The following is a 22,536-nucleotide window of genomic DNA, read 5'->3' as shown; positions in this document are numbered from 1 at the left end:
GTCTGTAGCTCTTGCCTGTAGCTCTTGCCTGTAGCTCTTGCCTGTAGCTCTTGCCTGTAGCTCTTGCCTGTAGCTCTTGCCTGTAGCTCTTGCCTGTAGCTCTTGCCTGTAGCTCTTTAGTTCTTCAGTTTTATGTTGAGTAGGGCGTTTTCGATTAGTTCTGGCATGGCGGGGTGGATCCAGTACTGGCCTCGGGCCATGGTGTGGGCGTCTAGGCCGAAGGACATCGCCTGGATGATGGGCTGGATGACGGTGGAGGCTTGGGGGCCGATGATGTGGGCGCCGAGGAGGAGGCCGGTTTCGGGGTCGGCGAGGATTTTGGCGAAGCCGGTGGTGTCTTCCATGGCCCAGCCGTAGGCCATGTCGGCGTACGCCTCGCGGCCGACAGCGTACGGGATGCCCTGGTCGATCGCCTCTTCCTCGGTGAGGCCGACGGAGGCGACCTGGGGCGAGCCGAAGACCGCGTGCGGGACGTACCGGTGGTCGGACTTGATCCGGTCGTCAGGGTGCAGCAGGTTGTGCTGGACCACCCGCGCCTCGTGGTTGGCGACATGCTTCAGCTGGTACGGCGAACAGACGTCCCCAAGCGCGTAGATCCCCTCGGCCCACGTCTGCTGGAACTCGTCGACCACCACCCGCCCGTCCTTCTCCACCGAGACCCCGGTGACCTCGACGTCCAGCAAATCGGAGTTCGGCGTACGGCCGACCGCGACCAGCAGCTCGTCGACCTCGATCTCGTCCGCGCCGTCCGGGTGGAGCGTCTTGAGCATGATCGCGTCGTTGCGCCGCCACACGTGAACCGTCTCGTGCAGCAGCTTCACGGTGTACTTCTCCGCAGCGAGCTCCGTGTACCGCTTGGCGATCTCGCTGTCCTCGTGCCGCAGCATCCGGTCGGAACGCGCGATCAGCGTCACCTCGACCCCGAGCGACGAGAACACATGCGCGAACTCCGCCGCGACGAACCCGCTCCCGATGATCCCCAGCCGGCGGGGCAGCTCCGGCAGCCGCATGATCGTGTCCGAGGTGTGGAACCCGGTCTCCTCCAGCCCCGGGATGAACGGCACGATCGGCCGGCTGCCCGCGGCGAGGACGAACTGATCAGCGGTCAGCACCTCGGTCTCGCCACCGTGGTTCGCCGTCACCGTCAGCTCACGCTCGGCCGTGAACCGCCCGGTGCCGTGGTACAGCGTGACGTTGACGTTGTTCGGATGGTGTTCGCGGTACTCCGCTCCGCTCGCGGAGATCGGGTCGATCCGCCCGAAGACCCGGTCCCGGATGTCGGGCCACCGCACCCCGGTGAGCTGCTCGTCCACGCCGAGGCGGGAACTGTGCGACGGTACCGCCGCCAGGTCCGCCGTGTGGACGAACATCTTGGTCGGAATACACCCGACGTTGAGACAGGTACCGCCGAAGACGCCGCGCTCGACGATCGCCACCTTCCGGTCGGCGAACTGCTTGGTCACGATCGTGTTCCCCGAGCCGGTCCCGACAACCACCAAGTCGTAATGAGTCACACCCCATTGTGCGCGTGTCCCTCAAGCCGACCCACCGCCAGCCATTAGCTGACCCTTACGGCTCAGCGACCGGCTCGGCGATACGCACGTTTCCGATCGGTCGGTTGCGCGGTGGCGACAAGCCGCCCTGCTTCGACCAGCCGCGCCAGATAGCGCCGCACCATGGCGAGACCGAGTCCGGTCGCGTCAGCTACCTGATGGGCCGTCAGCGTCTGGCCGTTGTCGAAGAGTTGCTGAATCTCTGCGCTCCGGCTCGGCCGGCCCGCCCGGCCCTGACCGGACGCCGCGGCCGGGACGTCATCGAAGAGGTCGTCGAAGAGCGATCGATGGCCCTCGGCGAGGTTCTGACGCAGCGCATACCTTGCGTACTTCCGGCCGCCGGTGGAGAACACCAAACCGCGGTCGACCAGGTCACGCAGCGCAGTCGTCGCCTCGTGTCTCTCCAGCCCCAACCGTCGAAGGGTGGCATTCGTGACTTCATGCCCTTGGCGCATCAGCGCCAGCGCGACCCGCTGTTCGTGTCCGAGGCCTGGCTCCCGCAACCCGCTGAGCCAGTTCACGGTCTCCTCATCCAGGACAGTTGCCCGCGGCAATGTCAGTTCGAAGGACGACAGCGTCGGCCGGAACTCCGGCGGATCCATTCCAGCCCTGCGCAACTGGGCGATCATCGTCGGAATGCCGCTACCGCGATTCTCGCAGACGACTCGATCGGTACCCGGCACGACGACGTCCTGCAGAAGACGCGAGAGTCTGCTGTTCCGGTTCGACGTCATGCCATCCAGGCCGAGTTCCTCCTCGGTAACCGTGCCGAACAGACCACCCGGGTTGCGGATCACCAGGCGATCGGCGTACATCTCGATCTGCACCTGGGTGGCCCGCCCGACGGGGCTGTAGTCACGGTGCATCAAGGCGTTCACTATCGCCTCCCGGAGTGCTTCGGTGGGGTACTCCGGCACATCCAGGCGTCCGACCCCGTCCACGACCGACCGGTGAGCCATGTTGTTGCGAAGGGCGGACAACGCCTCGTCGACCATCGCCGGGATGGGACCTTCGATGGTGCGGTTGTCGATGAACCGGCGACCGCCGTCGTCGACCTGGTCCATTCTCGTACCCGGGACCACGACAACGCTGACCGCCAGCTGGGCGAAGAATTGCTGAGGGTAGATCCCGAGCGCGAGCAGACCTGCCAGGGTCGGACGCGGAGTACCTTCGTCATCGAGCCTGGCCACGTGCAGGCGCAGCAAGGCCTCCGCGTCAGGGACGGCGGCGAACACCCGTGGCTGATTGCGCCGGACACGACTCAGCAGCAGTGTCACGGCATCGCGGTCCAGATCGTCGATGCCGGCTTCCGCGACAATCTCGTCGTCCTCGAGCGGCTGACCACGATTGGCGAACAGCTGCTGGATCTCGTACTGCGTCAGTCGCCGGTCCCCATCACCACCGCGCAGGTAGGAGCCGGTCGCCAGGCCGCGGGCGGTGACATAACAAGGCTTCTGTCGTCCGTCCAGTTCGGGAACATCCGCCACGACGACATGGGCGCCGTGGACCTGCAGGATCTCGATCTCGGCGCGAACCGGTGGCGTCAGTTCGTCACTGCAGCAGGAGGCCAGGTCGTCCCGAATCTTGGCGGCGTCGAAACCGGGCACCGGACCGAACCCGTCCTCTTCAGCCAACCCGAGGATGAGCAGTCCGCCATGGCCGTTGCTGAAAGCGCTGAGCGTCTCTCGCACGCTCCGAGGAAGTCCACGCTCACCGGCCTTGACCTCGACGGAGGCGAAGTCGCTACCGATCTCACGGAGTTCTTCCACCAGCGACTCGAGACTTTCCGCATCCAACACCGCGCACCTCGATACATAGAGTCTACTTATTATTTGTAGAGTCTACATATCGAAGGGTGGGACGGCGGCGATCCTCGCCTAAGCAACCTGAGATTTGCTGGCAGGGCTCTCGGTGAGGGTGGATTTTTCGCCTAGGAGGTCTGTGGTGGGGGTTAGGACGTCCAGGCGAGGGCGGGGCAGCAGCCGGGGGCGGATCGCGAGGCCCCGGCGGCGGGAGAAGTACAGGACCGAGGCGGTGGTGCCGAGCATCGTGATGGCGCCGCCGACAATCAGCGACCAGCGGGCGCCGAACGACTGGCCGATCCAGCCGATGAACGGTGAGCCGAGCGGCGTACCGCCCATCAGGACCGTCATGTAGAGAGCCATCACCCGGCCGCGCATGGTCGGCTCGATGCCGAGTTGCATGGTCGCGTTGGCCGCGGTCAGCATCGTCAGGGCGGTGAAGCCGACCAGCGGCAGGACGACCGCGAAGGACAGGTACGTCGGCATCAGGCCGCTGACGATGTCCATCAGGCCGAAGGCGAGGGCCGCGCCGATCACCAGGCGGGCGCGGGTCCGAACTCGCCGGGCGGCCAGCAGCGCGCCGGCCAGCGAGCCGATCGCCAGGATCGAGCCGAGGATGCCGTACTCCCCCGCGCCCTTGTGGAAGGCCTGGGTGGCCATCAGCGCGGACGTCATCTGGAAGTTCAGCCCGAACGTACCGGCGAAGAAGACCGCGACGAGCACCATCATCAGGTCGGGCCGGCGCCACAGGTAGCGCATCCCGTCCCGGATCATGCCCTTCTCCCGGGCCGCCACCTTCGGCGTGTGCAGCTCGTTGGTGCGCATCAGGTGCAGCGACAGGATCACCGCCGCGTAGCTGAAGCCGTTGATGATGATCACCGGCCCGGTACCGATCCAGTGGATCAGCAACCCGGCCAGCCCGGGGCCGATCAGCCGGGCCGCGTTGAAGGAGGCCGAGTTGAGGCCGACGGCGTTGGACAGCTCGTCCTTGCCGACCATCTCGACCACGAACGCCTGCCGGGTCGGCGCGTCGAACGCGGTGCCGATCCCGAACAGGAAGGCGAGCGCGTAGACGTGCCAGGCCTCGACCACGCCGGTCACCGTCATCGTGCCCAGGACGAGCGCGACGGCGCCCATCGCGATCTGGGTGAAGGTCAGCACGCGACGCTTGGGGAACCGGTCGGCGATCAGCCCGGCGTACGGGGAGATCAGCAGCGCCGGGAGGAACTGGAGGCCGGTGACGATGCCCAGGGCGGTACCGGAGTGGGTCAGCTCCAGGACCAGCCAGTCCTGGGCGACACGCTGCATCCAGGTGCCGATGTTGGAGATGATCGCGCCGGTGGCGTAGAGCCGGAAGTTGCGGACCTTGAACGCGCGGAAGGTCGGGCTCATGTGGCCGCCAGGCGTTCGAGAACAGGTGCTGCCTTGCGCAGGATGTCGCGCTCCTCAGGGGTGAGTTTCTTCAGTTTCGTCTGCAGCCACTCGTCGCGCCGGCGCCGGTTGGCCTGGATCAGGTCGTGCGCGGCCTGGGTCAGGTCGACCACGATCTGGCGCTTGTCGGTCTCATGCGGCCGGCGGACCACCAGGCCCGCCTCCTCCATGTTCGACACGATCCGCGTCATCGACGGCGGCTTGACCTGCTCGTGCGCGGCCAGCTCGCCGATCGTCATCGCGTCGTGTTTGCCGAGCGCACCGAGCACGCCGAGCTGGTTCGCGGTCAGGTCGTGGCCCTCGACGCGCTGCCGGCGGATCTGCCGGGACAACCGCAACGTGGACGACCTCAGGGCGCTCGCCAGTCCGACATCACTCTTCACCTGCTGGGCGACGATTTCGGGCATGTCGTTAGCATAACTCATTACCTTTGCTAACAAAACAGGTTAGGCTAGTGTTCCGCGCATGGGGACACCACCGGAGCTGGCCCGGTACGAGCAGCGCTTCCGGCGCGCCGGGCTGCCGCTTTTCATCGAGGACTTCTCGCCGACGCACGACATCTTCAGCCGGGCGACGCCGGTGCTGGTGCTGGTCTTCCTGGTGGAGATGCTCGGCGCCACCTCGCTGGAGTGGAAGTGGTGGCAGAACCTGCTCGCCGGCCTCGGCGGGCTGGTCGTGCTGATCGCCGGCTTCGGGCTGCTGAACGGCTTCCGCGGCCGCCGGTTCTGGTCCTTCCCGACCCGTTTCGGGACCCCGGAGCTCGCGGTCTTCGTGCTGCTGCCGGCGCTGCTGCCGCTGGCCACGGAGGTCCAGCTCCGGCAGTTCTTCGGTGTCGCCCTGGGCAACCTGTTGCTGGTCGGCGTGGTCTATGCGGTGGTCGGCTACGGCCTGATCGGTACGACGTTGTGGGGACTGCACCGGCTCGGCTCGGAGCTGGGCAACTCGGTGGCCAGCCTGGTCCGCGCCCTGCCGCTGCTGCTGGTGTTCTCGCTGGTGTTGTTCATGACCGCCGACATGTGGCAGGTGTTCGCCGGCATGCCGGCCGCCTTCATCGCCTTCCTGGCCGCGGCCTTCGCCCTGCTCAGCAACCTGTTCCTGGTACTGCGCCTGCCGCGCGAACTCGACCAGATCGAACGCGACACCGCGTCAGGTCCACCCCTGCGCGGGATCCAGCGGCTGAACCTGAGCATCAGCCTGGTGATCCGGCAGTGGATGCAGGTCCTCGTGGTCAGCGCCGGAGTCGGCCTGTTCTTCGTCGGCTTCGGCCTGCTCGCGATCAGCCGTCACGTCTACGAGCTGTGGGGCATCGACCCGGGCAGCTGGTCACACCAGTTCATCCTGCTGGACCATCCGCTGCTGCTCAGCGCGACCCTGGTGAAGGTCGCGGTCGGCATCGCGACCTTCACCGGGCTGTACTACTCGATCTCACTGATGACGGACGCGACCTACCGCACCGACTTCCTCGACAACGTCACCGTCGAGCTGCGCGAACTGTTCACCGCCCGGGCGGAGTACCTGGAGCTGCGGGCTCGCCTGCTCCCAGCGCCGACTTCAGGAAGTTGAGCTCGTGCAGGAGCAGGCCAACAACGGTGGCTTCATCGGTGGGCGAGTGAGCGGCACCTGTCAGCGGCAGGACCTGGTGGGGGCGGCCCGCCTTCAGCAGCGCTGCTGAGAGGCGCAGGGTATGGGCGGCGAACACGTTGTCGTCGGCGAGGCCGTGAACCAGGAGTAGTGGACGCTCGAGCTTGGCCGCCTCGTTGACGGTGGATGAGCGGTCGTAGTCGTCGGCGTACTCGTCCGGGTGGCCCAGGAAGCGCTCGCGCCAGTGGGTGTCGTACAGGCGCTGTTCAGCCGGGCCTGCTCCGGAGATGCCCGCATGGAAGACATCGGGCCGGCGTAGTACGGCGGCGGTCGCGAGCATGCCGCCGAAGCTCCAGCCGGTGATACCGACGCGGGTCAGGTCCAGATCTGGGCAGTACTCCGCTGCGGCGTGCAGTGCGGTGATCTGGTCTGCGATGGGGGCATTGAGGAGGTCGCGGTGGACCGTCTTCTCCCAGGCGGGGCCGCGGCCCGGCGTACCGCGTCCGTCAGCGATGACGACGGCGAAGCCTTGCTCGGCGTACCACTGGGCCTTGTAGAACCAGGGGGCGGCGATCTTCATGACGAGGGACATCGCTGGGCCGGCGTACGGGGCCATGACTACTGGGAGCTTTGAACCTGGTTGATGCCAGGACGGGAGCAGGAGGGCTGTACGGATCTTCAGGTCGCCAGCTTGTAGCCAGGTCATGCGTGGGGCGGCAGCGGGTGCGGCGCCGTGGGAGGTGATGGGGTGGTCCTGGCCGTCGCGGCGTACTACGTATGTACGGCCAGCCTCGGTGTTGGAGCTGAGCAGGAGCGTGTTGCCTGCGCGGTAGCCCTCATGGGAGCCGGGGCCGTCGCTCAGTTGCTGGAGGCCTGTTTCGTCGTACAGCCAGAGGTGGCACTCGGTGGGCTCGTCGCTGGCCAGGAAGAGGACTGACTCGCCATCGACCTTGAGTACCACCCGGAGTTGAAGGCCGTCCGGGGTGACGCGGGTGCCGTCGACGGTCAGGTAGCGGGTGTCGCCGGCATCCTCGGTGTGGACGAGTTTGCCGGAGGCGGTCCTGGCGGGGGCGCCGTCGATGAGTTGGACCCAGGCTGTGTCGTGTTGCTCGTGCAGCACTCGGCTCTCGCCGGTACTGGGGTCGGCGGCGAGGATCTGGAGGGTGCGTTGGTCGCGGGACTGGACGCTGAGGAGGGGGCCGTGAGCATCCCAGTCGGCGGTTGCCAGGTATTCGTACGCCGTACTGTCCCAGCGCAGCTGTGTGGAGCCGCCGGCCAGGTCGAAGGTGTGGAGCGAGACCAGCGCGTTGGGGGTGCCCGCGGCGGGGTAGCGGACCTGGCGGGGTGGCTCGGCGGGGTTGGCGGGGTCGGCGATCCACCAGCGCTGGACCGGGGTCAGGTCGACTCTGGTTGCCATGAGCTGGGTGCCATCCGGCGACCACCAGTGTCCGCGTGTCCGGTACATCTCCTCGGCGGCGATGTACTCGGCCACACCCCAGCTCACCTCGGGGTCGTCGTCAGAAGCAACCAGCCGATCGTTGCCGCCAGCAACGTCGACCACCCGCAGCGACCGGCCGCTGACGTAGGCGATGCGGCATCCCGTTGGATCGAGGCGAGGGTCGGTCACTGAGCCGGCGGTTGGTAGGTGCGTGGGTGAGCTGCCTTCGGCAGCAGTAGGTGTCAGGCTCCAGAGTTCGCCGTTGGTGGTGTAGGCGACCGTGCTCATCGCGGCGTCGGTGGTGTAGGTGCTGACGTCCGTGGCGAGCAGGTGTTCCTCGGTGCCGACATGGAGCCAGAGGCAGGCGACTGGGTCTTCGGGGCCGCGGGTGCGGAGGAAGAGTACGCGGTGGCCGTCCGGGGACAGGGTGAAGTCGCGGGGTAGGCCGAGGGTGAAGCGGCGGGTGCGGGCCGACTGGGCGGGGAACGCGTTGGTGTCCATAAACAGGAGTCTGGGCAGCCCTGAAAGGGACACCCAGATGGGAGTCAGTCTACCAATACCGGCTGATGTGGGTAGGCGGACCCCCAGATGTGAGCAGGCCTGACCGATGTGGGCAGCGGCTCCATCGACGTCCAATGGAGACACCGAAACGTACGAGCGAAGGATGCAGACCGGATGACACTGATCGAGGAGTTGCGCGCTGCGGTCAAGGGCGAGGTGTTCGGCCCTGGCGACCCGGAGTACGACGTGCAACGGCAGGCCTGGTTCCTGCTGGTCGACCAGCGTCCGGCCGCCATCGTGCACGTGACGGGAACCGAGGACGTCCAGGCGGCGATCCGCCTGGCGCGCCGCCACCGGCTGACCGTGGGGGCTCAGCCGGTGGGGCACGGCGCTTCGCAAGCGACCGGCAGCGAAGGGATGATCCTGCTCCGCACGGGCGCGCTGGACTCGATCGACCTCGCCGAGGACGTGGCGCGGGTCGGCGCCGGCGTCCGCTGGCGCGACCTGAACAAGGCACTGACCGGCACCGGCCTGACCTCGTTGCCGGGCAGCAGCGGCGACCCCAGCGTGGTCGGCTACACCCTCAACGGAGGCGTGAGCTGGTTCGGCCGCAAGCACGGCTTCGCCGCGAACCACGTCCGCGCGTTCGAAGTGGTCGATGCCGAAGGCCACCATCTGCGAGTCACCAAGGACGCCTTCCCGGACCTGTTCTGGGCGCTGCGCGGCGGGGGCGGCGAGTTCGCCATCGTCACCGCGATGGAGATCGAACTGCTGCCCGAGCCGGCGATCTACGGCGGCAGGATGATGTGGTACGCCGAGGACGCCCGCGAACTCCTGCGCGCCTTCAGCGAGGTGACCCAGAACGCGCCGGACGCGTTCAGCCTGTGGGCCTGGCTGATCAACATGCCGGATCTCGAGTTCGTCCCGCCGCCGATGCGGGGCCGCTGGATGGTCGCGATCGACTCCATCTATCTCGGCGACGGCGAGGATGCGGAGAAGCTGCTCGCGCCGATCCGCGCGGTGGCCGAGCCGCTGGTCGACACCGTCGGTGAGGTCGGCCTCGACCGGGTCGGCGAGATCGCCCAGGAGCCGGAGGACCCGATGCCGGCCATCGGCAAGGTCGCGATGCTGAAGGAGTTCAGTCAGTACACGACCGACGCGCTGCTCGAGCTCGTGCTGGATCGCCCGCAGCCGTCGCCCTTGATGCTGGTCGAGGTCCGCCACGTCGGCGGCGCCTTCACCCGGCCGGGAGCGCACGAGTCCGCGGTCGGCACGATGACCGACCCGTACTTCGTATTGCTCGGCGGACTGGCGATGGCGCCCGAGCACGGCCCGGCGATCCAGGCCGAGATCGACACTGTGGTCAGCGGGCTGGCCCCCTGGGCCGGCGGCCTGCTGCCCCCGACGATGGCGCACGGCGAACCGGTCGAGGACATCTACCCACCCGCCACCCTGACCCGACTACGCGAGATCAAGCACCGAGTCGACCCCACCAACGTAGTCCGCGGCAACCGCCCGCTGGTCTGACCAATGCCGAGCCGATCACCTCGCCGGCTCGTCGAAGATCCAACCTCCCGGGTCTCGCCGGGCGGAGCCGCCCTCCCCGGCACTCCGCCGCGGGGCTCCTTCCCCAGTGAGCGGGGCTCTCGCCGAGCCCCGCTCACTGCACCAAGGCTAGGCAGAGCGTTCGCGGGACAACCCCAGCGAGCGGGCTGCTGCGGCGGCCTCATGGCGGGTGCGGGCGTCGAGGCGGGCGAGGATCGCGGAGACGTGGCGGTCGACCGTTCTGGTCGACAGGACCAGCTCGGCCGCGATCTGCGGGTTGGTCAGGCCGTCCGCGAGCAGTACGAGTACTTCGAGCTGGCGCTCGGTGAGCCCGCGAGGGTTCTGCCGGGTCCGTGTCTGGGCTCCTCGGGGGATCCTAGCCACGCCAAGCTCCTTCAAGCGGCGCCGGACCATGGCAGCGGCCGGCGCCGCACCAAGCCTGTCCAGCGTCTCCAGCGCCCGCAGCGCGTCGTCCGGATCGTCCGACTCGGCCAGCCCGAGCGCCCGCTCGTACGGGTCGTCCGGATTGGTCCAGCCGTAGCTCCCCGGCAGCCGGCGGAACGCCTGGATCTCGGTCAGGTGCCGGATCTCGTCGCGGATGCTGGCCAGCAGGTCGGGCCGGTCGTTGAGCCAGGCCCATTCGGCGTACGCCGTCGCCGCATAGGCGAGCCCGGTCAGCGACCGCTGCCGTCGAGCGCGCTGCCACACGTCAGCGAGCAGGTCGCCCGCGTCCGGGGCACCCCTCCGAGCTAGTACGCGACCCAGGCTGGACAGGCTCAGTACGGACAGCATGCCCTGGTCGTCCACCGAGTCGATCAGCCGCCGCAGCCGCTTCTCGGCCGCCGCCCACTCCCCACGCCGCAGATCCAGCAGAGCCTGGTGGACCTCGAGGTTGTACGCGTGCGAGCCGAAACCCCGCTCCCGGACATACTCCAGCCCGTCCCGCACGCACTCGGCCAACTCGGTCCAGTGGGTCTCGCGGTACAGCATCTCAGCGAGGTTGGTGTAGCCGCGGGCAACGGCTTCGTAGTCACCCGTCTGCGTCGCCAGCTCGATGCTCGTCCGCAGATGGTTCAGCCCGGTCGGCGATCCCAGATCACACCAGGCCAGGCCGAGATAGTTGTGGCACAGCGCATCGATGTCCGACCGGCCCGCCTCGCAGGCGAGCTCGTGCGCCCGCTCCAGCTCCGGGATCGCCTCCACTGCGCCACCGGTGAGCGCCAGCAGCATCCCGCGACCAGCGGCGGCCGAGGCCCGTACTGCGACAGTCCCGACCCGCGACGCGATCGCGATCGCCGTATCGGACATGGCGATCGCCGCCGCCGTGTCACCGGCCATGTAGAGGAAGCGCGACTGGCGCATCTGGGTCTCCACCAGCGCCACGGACTCGTCGAGCTGACCGAACAACGCCAGCGCCTTGTGCCCGGCCTCCACCGCATCGGCGAACCGGTGCGCGATGTGGAGCTCCCACGCGTAGTCGTCGAGCAACGCCGCTCGCTCCGGCACGTCCAGGCGTCGGGCGTACGGCAGTACTGCTTCCAGATGCGCGAGGGCCTGCCGGTGCGACCCGGCACGGCTGGCCTCGCGGGCCGCCCGCGGACCATGCTCGAGCAGTACGTCGATGTTGCCCGCTTCAACGGCATGGTGAACTACTCGCGCCCCGTGGCCGTCCTCGTCGCAGTGCATGATCAGGTCGAGTACATGCGCGTTGAGCAGCTTGCGGCGGACCGGCGGCAGGGCCTGCTCGACCGCACGCCGGGCCAGCTCGTGCCGGAAGCCGATCGTGTTGCCATGCGTCTCCAGTACGCCGGACTGCTCCGCCTGACTCAACCCGTCCAGCCGGCTGCCGATCACCCTGGTGATGTGCTCCAGCTCGACCGTCCTCGGGATGACCGCGAGCTGCTCGACAACGGCCAGGCTCTCCTTGTCGAGCCGGCTGAAGCGGGCCAGGACGGCATCGACGACGGTCGCCGGGATCGCGTCGACCGGGCCGGCCAGCACCTCGGTCACGTAGAACGGGTTGCCGCCGGTCAGCTCGTACAGCTCGTCGGCGTCCCGGCCGCTACCGGCCGCCAGCCAGCGGACCGCCTCCCGGGACAGCGGCTGCAGGCTGATCCGCCGGATCGGTACGTCGGCGAGAGAACCGAGCCAGCCGCGCAGCGGGTGCCGGGCGTCCAGCGAGTCCTCGCGGTAGGTCAGGACGACGATTGCGCCCGGCAACTGGTCGAGCCGGTGCACGAGGTAGCGCAGCACGTCGAGGGTCGCGTCGTCGGCCCAGTGCACGTCCTCGATCACCAGCACGGTCGGCCGCCGGAACTCGGCCAGGAAGTCGTTGAACACCGCCTCCGGCTGGGTCGCCGTCGCCATCGGGCCGCCCGCGACCCGGAAGGCGTCCCGGATCGGCTGCAGCAGCGGCGGCGCCAGGAAGTCGTCGCAGGAGCCGACCAGCACCCGGTACTCCGGGCCGACCCGGGCCACCATCTCCCTGATCAGGCTGGTCTTGCCGATCCCTGCCTCGCCGGTGACGAGTACGGCCGTGCTGTCGCCTGCTCCGATCACGTCCAGCAGTTCCCGGACGTGTTGGTCCCGCTCGATCAAACGAGCCTGTCCATGCCTCACACCGAACTCCCCAGTCGGTCTGGCGACACGTCCCCCGAGCCGCCGTACATCGTTGGGGAGCGTAGCCCGGAATACGCCGTCCGGCCCAGATTCACGGCAATGATTTAGCAAACAACTAACGGGCCGTAATCGATTTCCCGGGCTAAACTGGAGAGACTCTCACTTACTGTCACCGTCAGGTGAGCCAGTCCCCCAGCGGGCCGATCGCGAAGTACACGACGAACAGGGCCGAGACGACCCACATCAGCGGGTGGATCTGGCCGGCCTTGCCACGGACCAGCTTGAGCAGCACGTAGGAGACGAAGCCGGCCCCGATGCCGGCCGTGATCGAGTACGTGAACGGCATCAGGATGATGGTCAGGAAGGCCGGGATGGCCACCTCGAGATCGTCGAAGTCGATCCCCTTCACCTGCGTCATCATCAGGAAGCCGACCAGCACCAGCGCCGGGGTGGCCGCCTCGTACGGCACCAGGGTGACCAGGGGTGCGACCACCATCGAGATCAGGAAGCAGATCCCGGTGACCACGCTGGCCAGCCCGGTCCGGGCGCCCTCGCCGACACCCGAGGCCGATTCGATGTACGACGTGTTGCTGGACACCGAGGCGGCGCCACCGGCCGCGGCCGCGACGCTGTCGACGATCAGGATCCGCTGCGCGTGCGGCGGGTTGCCGTCCTTGTCCAGCAGCCCGGCCTCGGCGCCGATCGCCGTCATCGTGCCCATCGTGTCGAAGAAGTCGGCCAGCATCAGGGTGAAGATCAGCAGCAGCGCGGAGATCACGCCGATCTTGTCGAACGAGCCGAACAGGTTGAACTCGCCGATCGTGTCCAGGTTGGGTTTGCTGAACCAGTCGTCCGGCAGCTTCGGAACGCTCAGGCCCCAGCCGCCGGGGTTCTTGTCGGTCCGGCCGCCGACGTCGAAGATCGCCTCGACCACGATCGCCAGCACGGTCGCGGCCAGGATGCCGATCAGGATCGCGCCCTTCACCTTGCGGGCGTACAGGGCGATCACCAGGACCAGGCCGACCACGAACACGAGCACCGGCCAGCCGCGGAGGTTGCCGCCGACACCTAGTTCGACGGGCGGGCCGCCGGGCGCCGAAGGACGGCGTACGAAGCCGGCGTCGATCACGCCGATGAACGCGATGAACAGGCCGATGCCGACACTGATCGCGATCTTCAGCTGGACCGGGACCGCCTCGAAGACGGCCTTGCGGAAGCCGGTGAGGACCAGGATCAAGATGATGATGCCCTCGATCACCACCAGGCCCATCGCGTCCGCCCAGGTCATCTTGGACGCCACGCTGAACGCGATGAACGCGTTCAGGCCGAGGCCGGCGGCCAGTGCGAGCGGGAAGTTCGCCACCAGGCCCATCGCGATCGTCACCACACCGGCCACCAGTGCGGTGGCCACAGCGACCTTCGCGATCGCTGCGACCGGGTCGGTACCGCCGCCGATGTACTGGCCGGCGCCGTCCTTGACCGTGCCGATGATGAGGGGGTTCAGCACCACGATGTAGGCCATCGTGAAGAACGTGACGAGCCCGCCGCGGACCTCACGGCCGAGCGTCGACCCGCGGTCGCTGATCTTGAAGAAGGAATCCAGGAAGCCGGCCCCGGGGCGGGCGATGACATCGCGTCGCGAACTCATGGCGGCATCGTGCCAGGTGGCGTCGGCCGCTGGCGAGGTATTCCGGAGAGTTAAGGTGGTGGCGTGTCAGATCCCCAGCAGGCGCCGGCTCCGAAGAAGCGCACCGACCCGACCAGTCAGCTGGCTCGTGGCGAGATCGTGCACGCCGAGGTCAAGCCGCTGGATCTGTCCGGGATCCCGACGGTGATCTTCGGGATCGTCGCCTGGGCGGTCGCGTTCGTGGTGGTGCTGATCTTCCGCTCGGACCTGAAGAAGGACGGCGACGAGTGGTGGTTGTGGGTCACCGTCGCCGGCTTCGGCCTCGGCTGGATCGGCCTGCTGTACTGCCGCCGCCGCTGGGCCGCCATCCAGGCCGGCCACCGCCCCGAAACCGAGGACTGAGCCTCGGCCTAGTAGTTGGCGGTTGCTTCCGCTTCGATCTCGGCGGCGGTGGGCATCGGGATCTCGCCGTCCGATTCCTCGGCGACGGCCGCCCGGACCTCTGCTTCGGCGGCTGTGGTGACCTCGACCTCAGGTTCGCCGGCGGTGATCGCCTGGGCCTCGTCGTCGATCGCCTCGATCTCGACCTCGTCGTCCGACGGCGGTTCGGCGGCGGCCTCGACCTCGACCTGGACGGCGTCGGCCTCCACCTCGTCGTCGAGGGTGCTCAGCGGCAGGTCGTCGTACCCGGTGGTGTCGAAGGCGTGCTCCGTGGACGGGTGGTCGGGCGCCTCGATGACGGCGTCCGAGTGCGCGCCGCAGCCGTAGTCGTAGGAGACGATCCTGCCGTCGCCCGGCGCCATCTCGTTGGTACAGGCGCCGAACGCCTGCCCGAGGCTGTCGTTCAGCCGGATCCAGTAACCGCACGCGAAGCACTTGTACGGAACCGCCTGCGCGATCGCCGAGGCCGGACCGAAGTCACCGGCGTACCAGCGCTCGGCGGCGTCCTCGCGACCGTCGACCGACAGCACCCGCTCACGACCGAGCCCGAGCTCCTCGACGACGGCCAGTACTTCGTCGCTCGCGCCCGTGTCGGTGTAGCCGGGCTCGAGCCGCGGGTCCTCCGGCAGCGTCGGGAACAGGTCACCGGGCCGCAGGTCACCGGGCTGGACGCGCTCCGACCACGGCACCCAGTCGGGGCCGACGATGGCTTCCTCGCCCGGCAGCATCACGACCTCGTTGATCGTGACGTTCTTCGCGCGGGAGGCGCGGGTCACCGTGACCGCCCAGCGCCAGCCGCGGTAGCCGGGGTGGGTGGACGCGAAGTAGTGCGTGACGAGCCGCTCACCCTCGACCAGATAACCGAGGTGATCGCCCACCTGAGCGGCGCCGGCCTCGACGATCGCCGCCTCGCGAGCAGGCTCGACCGCAGCGACGCTGATGGCGTCAGGCTTGGCGCGGACCGGTTCCGGAGTCTTGACGGGAGTCACAATCGGTCATTCTCGCACGGCCGCCGCCACGATCCGAACCGCGTGGAGACTCCGGTCTGTCCCCCGCACAAGGCAGGATGGTGACATGGAACGCCCGGACCCCCAGAACCACCCGCGCCAAGGCGCCGAGGGCGGTCCGCGACCAGGTCCTGAGCGTAGTACCGGGGAGCGACTCGGGGATGCCACCAAGAAGGTCGGCGCTGCGGGGAAGAAGGTCGGGCATGCGTCGAAGGTCGGCGCGGCCGGTTTTGCGAGTGTGTCGAAGAAGACTGCCGGGGTTACCGGGCGGGTGGGTAGGGCGACCGGGCGGCGGATCCGTGGGCTGACCGGGGCGCAGGGTGCGCGGGAATCCGGGCTTTCGCGGTTGATCGAGCTGGGATTCGTGAACTCGGCCGGTGATACGGCGTTCGCGGTGTCGCTGGCGGGGACGGTGTTCTTCGCCGTACCGAGTTCGCAGGCGCGGGACCGGGTCGCGTTGTTCCTGCTGCTGACGATGGCGCCGTTCGCGTTGATGGCGCCGTTGATCGGGCCGGTGCTCGACCGGTTCCGGCACGGTCGGCGGTGGGCGATCGGGGCGACCCTCGGGTTGCGCGGGTTCCTGGTGTGGAGCCTGGCGGCGTCGATCCACAACAGCTCGACGTGGTTGTACCCTGCGGCGCTGGGATGCCTGGTCGCGTCGAAGGCTTATGGCGTGACGCGTGCGTCCGCAGTACCGCGGCTGCTCCCCAAGGAAGTCACCCTCGTCACCGCCAACTCGCGCATCTCGCTCGCAGGTGTGGCGGGGGCGACGATCGGCGCGGGTATCGCGGGAGCCTTCGCCGCGATCGGGCCGGAGTGGTCGCTGCGCTGGGCGGCGCTGGTCTACACAGTCGGGTTGATTCTCGCGATCCGCTTGCCGAGCGCCGTCGACTCGCCGGCCGGCGAAGAGATGACCGGTACTGCGGGACGCGATGCCCGGCGGAAGGCGATCACTGCCGCGGTGGCTCGCGGCATCCGCTGCAATCTCGGGCTGCGGTTCGTGTCGGGCTTCCTGACCATGTACCTGGCGTTCCTGCTGCGCGACAAACCGATCGGCGGGATCGACGGGGTGGTCGCGGCCGGGGCGGTGATCGCGGCGGCCGGGATCGGGAACAGCCTCGGCACGCTTTCGGGATCGTTGCTCAAGGCCCGTAAACCGGAGGCGGTGGTACTCGCCGTACTGCTCGCCGACACGGTGGTGGCCGTTGCCGTCGCCGTGCTCTACGGCTTCCCGTTGCTGATCGTGCTCGGACTGGTGGCGGGGTTGTGCAGCTCGCTGGGCAAGCTGTCGCTGGATGCGATGATCCAGCGCGACGTCCCGGAGACGGTCCGTACGTCGGTCTTCGCCCGCTCGGAGACAGTCCTCCAACTGGCCTGGGTGATCGGCGGCGGCTGCGGCATCCTGCTCCCCCTCATCCCCCGCCTCGGCTTCGGCTTCCTCGCCGCGGTCCTGGTCCTCGCCGTCATCCTGGTCATCCGCCAGAAGCCGGCTCCCCAACCGCCGACCCGCCCGCGCTCCACCGGCGCCGACGGCTCAGGCCCCCGCAGCACAGTCATCCCCGGCGAACACCGCGAAACCCGCCCGGTACCTGACCACGCCCCCGGTACTGCCCCGGACGCAAGCACCACCCGCCCGGCCCACGAGCCCGGCACCACCCGCACAATCCTCACCAGTGAGCCCCCCACCAGCGGCCCCTTCACCAGCGAGCCCGAATCAATCGCCGAACGCCGAGCCGCCCGCGCCCGCGCCGCCGCAACAGCCCGCACCACCGAGCCCACCGTCGAACTACGCGTAGACCCAACCACCATCCAGCCACCCAACACCCCAGGTTCCACAGCACCCTCTGACGCCCCACATCCCGCAGCACGGCGCGACACCGACGCACGCACGCCGACCACACCCGGCGGCATCCCACCGGAAGCACGCACCGACCGCTCGCCCGCACCTCCACCCCGCCCCACGCCCGCACCAACCGGCCGCTGGTGGAGCGGTCAACCCGACGAGGACGAAACCACCGTCGACGAAGCCCCCTGGGCGCTTGAAAAAACCCAAGAAAACAAGCCCACTCAACCTCCCCCCACCCCAAGCAGCCCCCCAGCCCCCACCCCAGAACCACCCCGCCGCACCAACCCCTTCCGCCGACGCCGCCCACCCCGCTAGCCGCTAGCCGTTTCCGCCGCCGCCCGCCCCGCTAGCCCCTTCCGCGACGCCGCCCACCCCACTGACCCACGGCACCAACTATCCGAAGCTCGTCGCTTCACGCTGTCGGCCAACGGAGGGGGTCAACTCCTGGCTGGAGGGTTCGCCCCTTGGCAGAGCAGTGGGCGAACCCCGCGAACGGAAGTGAGGGACACCGTTGGCGCCTCAGGGGTGGGACGGCGGAAGACCCACCGGGTGAGTTCCGGGGGCCTTCGTCCGATTGGGGATGGATCAGCTGACTGCGACTGCCCTGCGGGCGAGGGGGGTTTCGTCGGCGAGGTCGGGCTCGGGGGTGGGGGTGCCGGTAGGGGCGAGAGTGTCCGTGGGGGTTTGGGTGTCGGTGGGGGTTTGGGTGGTGCCGCGGAGTACGAGGGTGATGGTTACTGCGGTTGCGGTCAGGAGGATGGTGCCGACTAGGGCGGTGATGTTCATGCTGTGGCTGAAGGAGTGGCGGGCTGCGTCTAGGACGGTGGTGGCTAGGTTGGCCGGGAGTTGGGCGGCTGCGGCGGTGGCGCCGGCTAGGCCTTCGTGGGCGGCGTCGGCTGCGGCGGCGGGGACCGACGAGGATAGGTGCAGGTCGTGGCGGTAGGCGGCGGTGCCGATGCTGCCGAGGATGGCGATGCCCAGGGCGCCGCCGAATTCGCTGCAGGTTTCCATCAGGGCGGAGGCCGAGCCGGCGCGCTCGGGGGCTACCGAGCCGACGATGGCCTCGGTGACCAGGGACATCACCATGACCAGGCCGCCGGCGAGGAGACCTGCACCGCCGAGCAGGACGGCGAGGCTGCTGTCTACGTGCATTTGGGTTAGTACGGCGAAGCCGGCGGCGGCGATCAGGAAGGCCAACCCGAGGACGTATGCCCGGTCGATCTTGCGAGCCAGCGCCGCACCCAACGGGGCCGCGCCACCGACGACGACCGACGGAGCCAGCGACCACAGCGCGGCCTTGAGCGGGCCCATGCCGAGTACGAGCTGCAGGTACTGGGTCATGAAGACCGCGTTGCCGACCAGCGCCAGAGTGCCGATGGTGTTGGCGGCCAGCGCCCCGCTGAAGGCGCGGTTGCGGAACATCGCCAGCTCGATCATCGGGTGCTCAGCGGTCCGCTGCCGGCGAAGGAAGACGTAGCCGATCAGCAGCCCGACGACGATCGCGACGATCGGCAGCCCATCAACCCCATGTGCGGCCAGCTCCTTGATCCCCCAGATCACCGGCAGTACGCCGGCCAGCGACAGTACCGAGCTGAAGAGGTCGAATCGGCCGGTCACGGCCGCCTTGAACTCCGGCAGCAGCAACGGCGCCAGGACGAGCAGCAGAAGCATCGCCGGGGTGTTGATCAGGAACACCGAGCCCCACCAGAAGTGCTCGAGCAGTACGCCGCTGAGCACCGGCCCGAGCGAGATCCCACCCAGCATCACCGCACTCCAGAACGCGATCGCCTTCCCGCGCTGCGCCGCGTCGTGGAACATGTTGCGGATCAACGCGAGGGTCGACGGCATCAGAGTCGCACCGCCGATCCCGAGCACCGCGCGAGCCGCGATCAACTGCTCCGGCGACTGCGCGTACGCCGCGGCGACCGACGCCAGCCCGAACGCGATCGCGCCGAAGATCAGCAGCCGGCGCCGGCCGATCCGGTCGCCGAGCGACCCCATGGTGATCAGCAGGCCGGCCAGTACGAAGCCGTAGATGTCGAAGATCCACAGCTGCTGGGTCGCGCTCACCCCGAGGTCGGCCGAGATGTAGGGAACCGCGAAGTACAGCACCGAGACGTCCATCGAGACCAGCAGCAGCGGCAGCGCGAGCACGCCGAGAGCGATCCATTCCTTGCGTCCGGCCTTGGAACCGGTGAGCTCCGATGCGCTCATGTCACCCCTCCGATTGATCTGTCTATGCCGCACACTGTGTGCGCCATACACAGACCATACACACGATCTGTCTATGATGTAAACAGATAGCCGGAAGAAGGGGCTGCGCGATGACCGCCGAGGATCTGCCGAGAGTGCTGCAGCAGTTGTGGGGCATGGAAGGACCCGCCAGGCCGGGACCGAAGCCGACGTTCCACATCAGCGACATCGGCAACGCCGCGATCAAGCTCGCCGACGCGGGCGGCCTCGGCGCGGTCTCGATGAGCAAGGTGGCCGCCGAGCTCGGCTTCACCACGATGTCGCTCTACCGGTACGTCGACTCCAAGGACGAGCTGTACGTCGTGATGCTCGAGCAAGCGTTCGGGCCACCGGCCCCGGTCGATCCCAAGGCGGACTGGCGGGAGCGCATCACCACCTGGGCGGTCGCCTTCCGCGACGGACTCCGGCGGCACCCGTGGGTGCTCCAGATCCCGATCGTCGAGCCACCGCTGTCACCACTGCAGCTGGAGTGGATGGAGAACGGCCTGCGCGCCTTCGAGGACACCGGGCTGAGCCCGGGCGACAGCCTGTCGGCGATGCTGCTGGTGAACATCTACGTGCGCGGCGCCGGCGCGATCACCGTCGGCACGCCGTCCGGGTCGGACGAGGTCTCCGAGGCCAATCGGCTCTACGTCCAGCGGCTGGCAATGCTCGCGGACCCCGACCGCTTCCCGACGATCGCCAGGAATCTGCGGTCGAGGCCCGCGGAGGACTTCGATGTGGACTACGACGCCGGTGAGTTCATCTTCGGCCTCGACGCGGTGCTGGACGGCATCGGGGCGCTGATCGCCCGCCGCGGCGATTCGTAGTACCGGAGTGGTACCGGAGGATCAGATGTCGAGGCGGTCGGCGACTCCGCGCAGTACGACGGCGGCGCCGCGGGCGGCCTTGCTGTCGGGGTGGCGGCCACGGCGGTAGCCCTCGCCGATGTTGTCGAGCAGCTTGATCAGGTCCTCGATGACGAGCGCCATCTCCTCCGGCTTCGGCCGCATCGCCTTGGCCACCGACGGCGGCGGGTCGATCAGCCGGACCTGCAGCGCCTGCTCACCCTTGCGGCCCTCGACGACCCCGAACTCGACCTTCTGCCCCGGCTTGAGGTTGGCCACTCCGGCCGGCAGCGCCTCCGCCCGCACGTAGACGTCCCCGCCTTCCTCTTTGCTGAGGAAGCCGAACCCCTTCTCGGAGTCATACCACTTGACCTTGCCAACAGGCACGGGAACCTCTTCGGTGTTGATCGTCGGAACAGGACGGAAGCTCCAGCGTACGTGACGCTGGGTACCCGCGCCCCGGAAAATACCTGATGCGGGAACGATTCCGCACCCGGGCGTCTCGCAATGGCAGGTCAGCGATAACGGTCCGGATTTGTCAAGCGCTCGTTCATCGAGCCGGAGCGGAATCCGCGGGCGTCGACGGCGGCCGCGGCGAACCCCTCGGCGCGCACCAGTTCGACCAGCGCGGAGTTGTCGACGGTGCCGAGCAGGTCGGCGTCGATCTCGATGCTCGCGGACTCGCCGAGGTCGCGGACCCGGACGTTCTGGACCCCGTACGGCGTGAGGTGGTTGCGGACGGCCATCTCCGCGCGGTCGACCCGGGCGAGCAGGTTCGGGGTGATGCGGATGCCGTACGCGATCCGGCTGGACAGGCAGGCAGCAGCCGGCTTGTCCGAGGTCTCGAGCCCCCAACTGCGGGAGGCCTCCCGGATCTGCGCCTTGGTCAGCCGGGCGTCGCGCAGCGGGGTGATCGCGCCCCGCTCGAAGGCCGCCCGGATGCCCGGCCGGAACCCGGCGATGGCGTCGTCCGCGTTCGTACCGGTCGCGATCGCCTTGATCCCGAACTCGTCCGCGATCGGCTGCAGCGTCTCGACCAGCTCGGCCTTGCAGAAGTAGCAACGGTCACCGGCGTTGGCCTGGTACCCCTCGCGGTCCATCTCGTGCGTGTGCGGCGTGACGTGCCGTACGCCGATGCTGTCGGCGAAATGAGCAGCCGGCTCCAGCTCGGCCACCGGGAGGCTCGGACTGACGGCAGTGGCGGCCACTACGTTCGCCGGACCGATAGCGCGCGCCGCTGCGGCCAGGAGGAAGGCTGAGTCGGCGCCGCCGCTGAAGGCGACGACCAGGCTCTCGTAGCTGGACAGCCGCTCCATCAGGGCTGACAGCCGCTGCTCGAGCACGTACTCGTCCAGCCAGGCCGGGAACTCGGTCAGGTCGTTCAGTACGACGTCTGCCCCGTAGGCACGCAGCTCATCTGCAGTGAACGGACCAGTGGCCACAGACACCGCCACTGCTCCGGCGGCACGGGCACCGTCGATGTCAGCCGTGTGGTCGCCCACGTAGATCGTCGCCTGGTGCTCCCGCAGCGCAGTGCCCTTCTCTGCCCCGTGCAGGTCACCAACAGGCTCGTCGACGTCCAGACCGAGGTGCTGCAGGTGCAGCTCAACACTGGGCCCGTACTTCGCAGACACCACGACCGTGCGACCCCGGAGGGCCCGTACTGCGGCCAGCGACTCCTCCACCCCGGGCAGCGGCAGGCTGCCGGTGATCGCGTACTCCGGGTAGTGCTCCCGATAGCGCGCGACCATCGCGTCGACCTGGTCGGCGGGGAACCAGTTGGCCATCTCCCAGGTCAGCGGCGGCCCGAGCCGGCTCACCACCAGCTCGGTGTCGATCGCCACCCCGGTCTCGGCCGCGAGCAGATCCCAGACGGCCTTGATCCCCGGCCGCGAGTCGATCAGCGTCATGTCCAGGTCGAACCCGACGACCAGCTCGGGTACGTCGGTAGACCCCGGCTGGGCAGGCTGGGACGGCTGAATCTCGGCGGTTGACACGTCCCCAACCTTACGTGGCCCGTTCCCGCAACCGGTCTCGCATCCCGAAACGGGCCAATAGTCTACTA

The 22,536-nt window shown here is 68.4% G+C and carries 15 protein-coding genes and 1 pseudogene; 5 read left to right on the top strand and 11 right to left on the bottom strand.

What is annotated here, in order from left to right; all coding sequences use genetic code 11:
* Nucleotides 1–116 precede the first annotated feature (116 nt).
* From ACIA12_RS29110 to ACIA12_RS29095, 4 genes are all read right to left on the bottom strand, one after another.
* Nucleotides 117–1,514 carry a mycothione reductase gene (locus ACIA12_RS29110; protein WP_396370291.1) on the bottom strand — a complete coding sequence of 466 codons (1,398 nt, stop codon included), beginning with the start codon at nt 1,512–1,514 and terminating at the stop codon, nt 117–119.
* Nucleotides 1,515–1,576: 62 nt separating this feature from the next.
* Nucleotides 1,577–3,352: an ATP-binding protein gene (locus ACIA12_RS29105; RefSeq protein WP_396370290.1), complete on the bottom strand. Its 1,776-nt coding sequence runs from the start codon at nt 3,350–3,352 to the stop codon at nt 1,577–1,579.
* 78 nt (nt 3,353–3,430) lie between these two features.
* A complete protein-coding gene (locus ACIA12_RS29100) occupies nt 3,431–4,747 on the bottom strand; it encodes an MFS transporter (protein ID WP_396370288.1) in 1,317 nt (438 codons plus the stop codon).
* Complete coding sequence (locus ACIA12_RS29095) at nt 4,744–5,193, bottom strand: MarR family winged helix-turn-helix transcriptional regulator (protein ID WP_396370287.1); 450 nt, start codon at nt 5,191–5,193, stop codon at nt 4,744–4,746. The genes ACIA12_RS29100 and ACIA12_RS29095 overlap by 4 nt, the downstream gene beginning before the upstream one ends.
* 58 nt (nt 5,194–5,251) lie before the next feature.
* Here ACIA12_RS29095 and ACIA12_RS29090 point away from each other — a divergent pair, with 58 nt between their 5' ends.
* Nucleotides 5,252–6,349 (top strand): hypothetical protein, encoded by a 1,098-nt coding sequence (locus ACIA12_RS29090; RefSeq protein WP_396370285.1) that lies wholly within the window; start codon nt 5,252–5,254, stop codon nt 6,347–6,349.
* On the opposite strand, the gene ACIA12_RS29085 is transcribed toward ACIA12_RS29090, so the two are convergent.
* Nucleotides 6,282–8,306 (bottom strand): prolyl oligopeptidase family serine peptidase, encoded by a 2,025-nt coding sequence (locus ACIA12_RS29085; protein WP_396370283.1) that lies wholly within the window; start codon nt 8,304–8,306, stop codon nt 6,282–6,284. The two genes, ACIA12_RS29090 and ACIA12_RS29085, sit on opposite strands and share 68 nt — an antisense overlap.
* A 174-nt stretch (nt 8,307–8,480) precedes the next feature.
* On the opposite strand from ACIA12_RS29085, the gene ACIA12_RS29080 reads away from it, so the two are divergent.
* Nucleotides 8,481–9,833 carry an FAD-binding oxidoreductase gene (locus tag ACIA12_RS29080; protein WP_396370282.1) on the top strand — a complete coding sequence of 451 codons (1,353 nt, stop codon included), beginning with the start codon at nt 8,481–8,483 and terminating at the stop codon, nt 9,831–9,833.
* 147 nt (nt 9,834–9,980) lie between these two features.
* Here the strand turns inward: ACIA12_RS29080 and ACIA12_RS29075 are convergent, their stop codons facing one another.
* Together ACIA12_RS29075 and ACIA12_RS29070 are read right to left on the bottom strand one after the other, a co-directional pair.
* Nucleotides 9,981–12,470, bottom strand: a complete 2,490-nt coding sequence (locus tag ACIA12_RS29075; protein ID WP_396370280.1) for an ATP-binding protein — start codon at nt 12,468–12,470, stop codon at nt 9,981–9,983.
* 175 nt (nt 12,471–12,645) lie between these two features.
* On the bottom strand, nt 12,646–14,118 hold the full coding sequence (locus ACIA12_RS29070; RefSeq protein ID WP_396370278.1) for an NCS2 family permease: 1,473 nt from the start codon (nt 14,116–14,118) through the stop codon (nt 12,646–12,648).
* Nucleotides 14,119–14,181: 63 nt separating this feature from the next.
* Between ACIA12_RS29070 and ACIA12_RS29065 the strand changes: the two genes are divergently transcribed.
* Complete coding sequence (locus ACIA12_RS29065; protein ID WP_396370277.1) at nt 14,182–14,499, top strand: DUF2530 domain-containing protein; 318 nt, start codon at nt 14,182–14,184, stop codon at nt 14,497–14,499.
* Nucleotides 14,500–14,774: 275 nt separating this feature from the next.
* Here ACIA12_RS29065 and ACIA12_RS29060 read toward each other — a convergent pair.
* Nucleotides 14,775–15,530: pseudogene (locus ACIA12_RS29060) on the bottom strand (DUF3027 domain-containing protein); the annotation flags it as partial.
* 82 nt (nt 15,531–15,612) lie between these two features.
* Between ACIA12_RS29060 and ACIA12_RS29055 the strand changes: the two are divergent.
* Nucleotides 15,613–17,706, top strand: a complete 2,094-nt coding sequence (locus ACIA12_RS29055) for an MFS transporter (protein ID WP_396370276.1) — start codon at nt 15,613–15,615, stop codon at nt 17,704–17,706.
* A 270-nt stretch (nt 17,707–17,976) separates the two neighbouring features.
* Here ACIA12_RS29055 and ACIA12_RS29050 read toward each other — a convergent pair whose 3' ends face one another.
* Nucleotides 17,977–19,605 (bottom strand): MFS transporter, encoded by a 1,629-nt coding sequence (locus ACIA12_RS29050; RefSeq protein WP_396370274.1) that lies wholly within the window; start codon nt 19,603–19,605, stop codon nt 17,977–17,979.
* A 110-nt stretch (nt 19,606–19,715) separates the two neighbouring features.
* Between ACIA12_RS29050 and ACIA12_RS29045 the strand changes: the two genes are divergently transcribed.
* On the top strand, nt 19,716–20,453 hold the full coding sequence (locus ACIA12_RS29045) for a TetR/AcrR family transcriptional regulator (protein WP_396370272.1): 738 nt from the start codon (nt 19,716–19,718) through the stop codon (nt 20,451–20,453).
* Nucleotides 20,454–20,474: 21 nt separating this feature from the next.
* Here the strand turns inward: ACIA12_RS29045 and ACIA12_RS29040 are convergent, their stop codons facing one another.
* Nucleotides 20,475–20,858, bottom strand: a complete 384-nt coding sequence (locus tag ACIA12_RS29040; RefSeq protein WP_396370271.1) for a cold-shock protein — start codon at nt 20,856–20,858, stop codon at nt 20,475–20,477.
* 128 nt (nt 20,859–20,986) lie between these two features.
* The gene (gene larE, locus ACIA12_RS29035) at nt 20,987–22,468 is read right to left on the bottom strand and encodes an ATP-dependent sacrificial sulfur transferase LarE (RefSeq protein ID WP_396370269.1); all 1,482 of its coding nucleotides are present in this window, start codon (nt 22,466–22,468) and stop codon (nt 20,987–20,989) included.
* Between the last annotated feature and the right edge of the window lie 68 nt (nt 22,469–22,536).

The sequence above is a fragment of the Kribbella sp. NPDC051620 genome, from assembly GCF_044453825.1.
Taxonomy (GTDB): domain Bacteria; phylum Actinomycetota; class Actinomycetes; order Propionibacteriales; family Kribbellaceae; genus Kribbella.
Note: the sequence above shows the minus strand (reverse complement) of the source record. Positions and strands in the feature narration are given on the sequence as shown.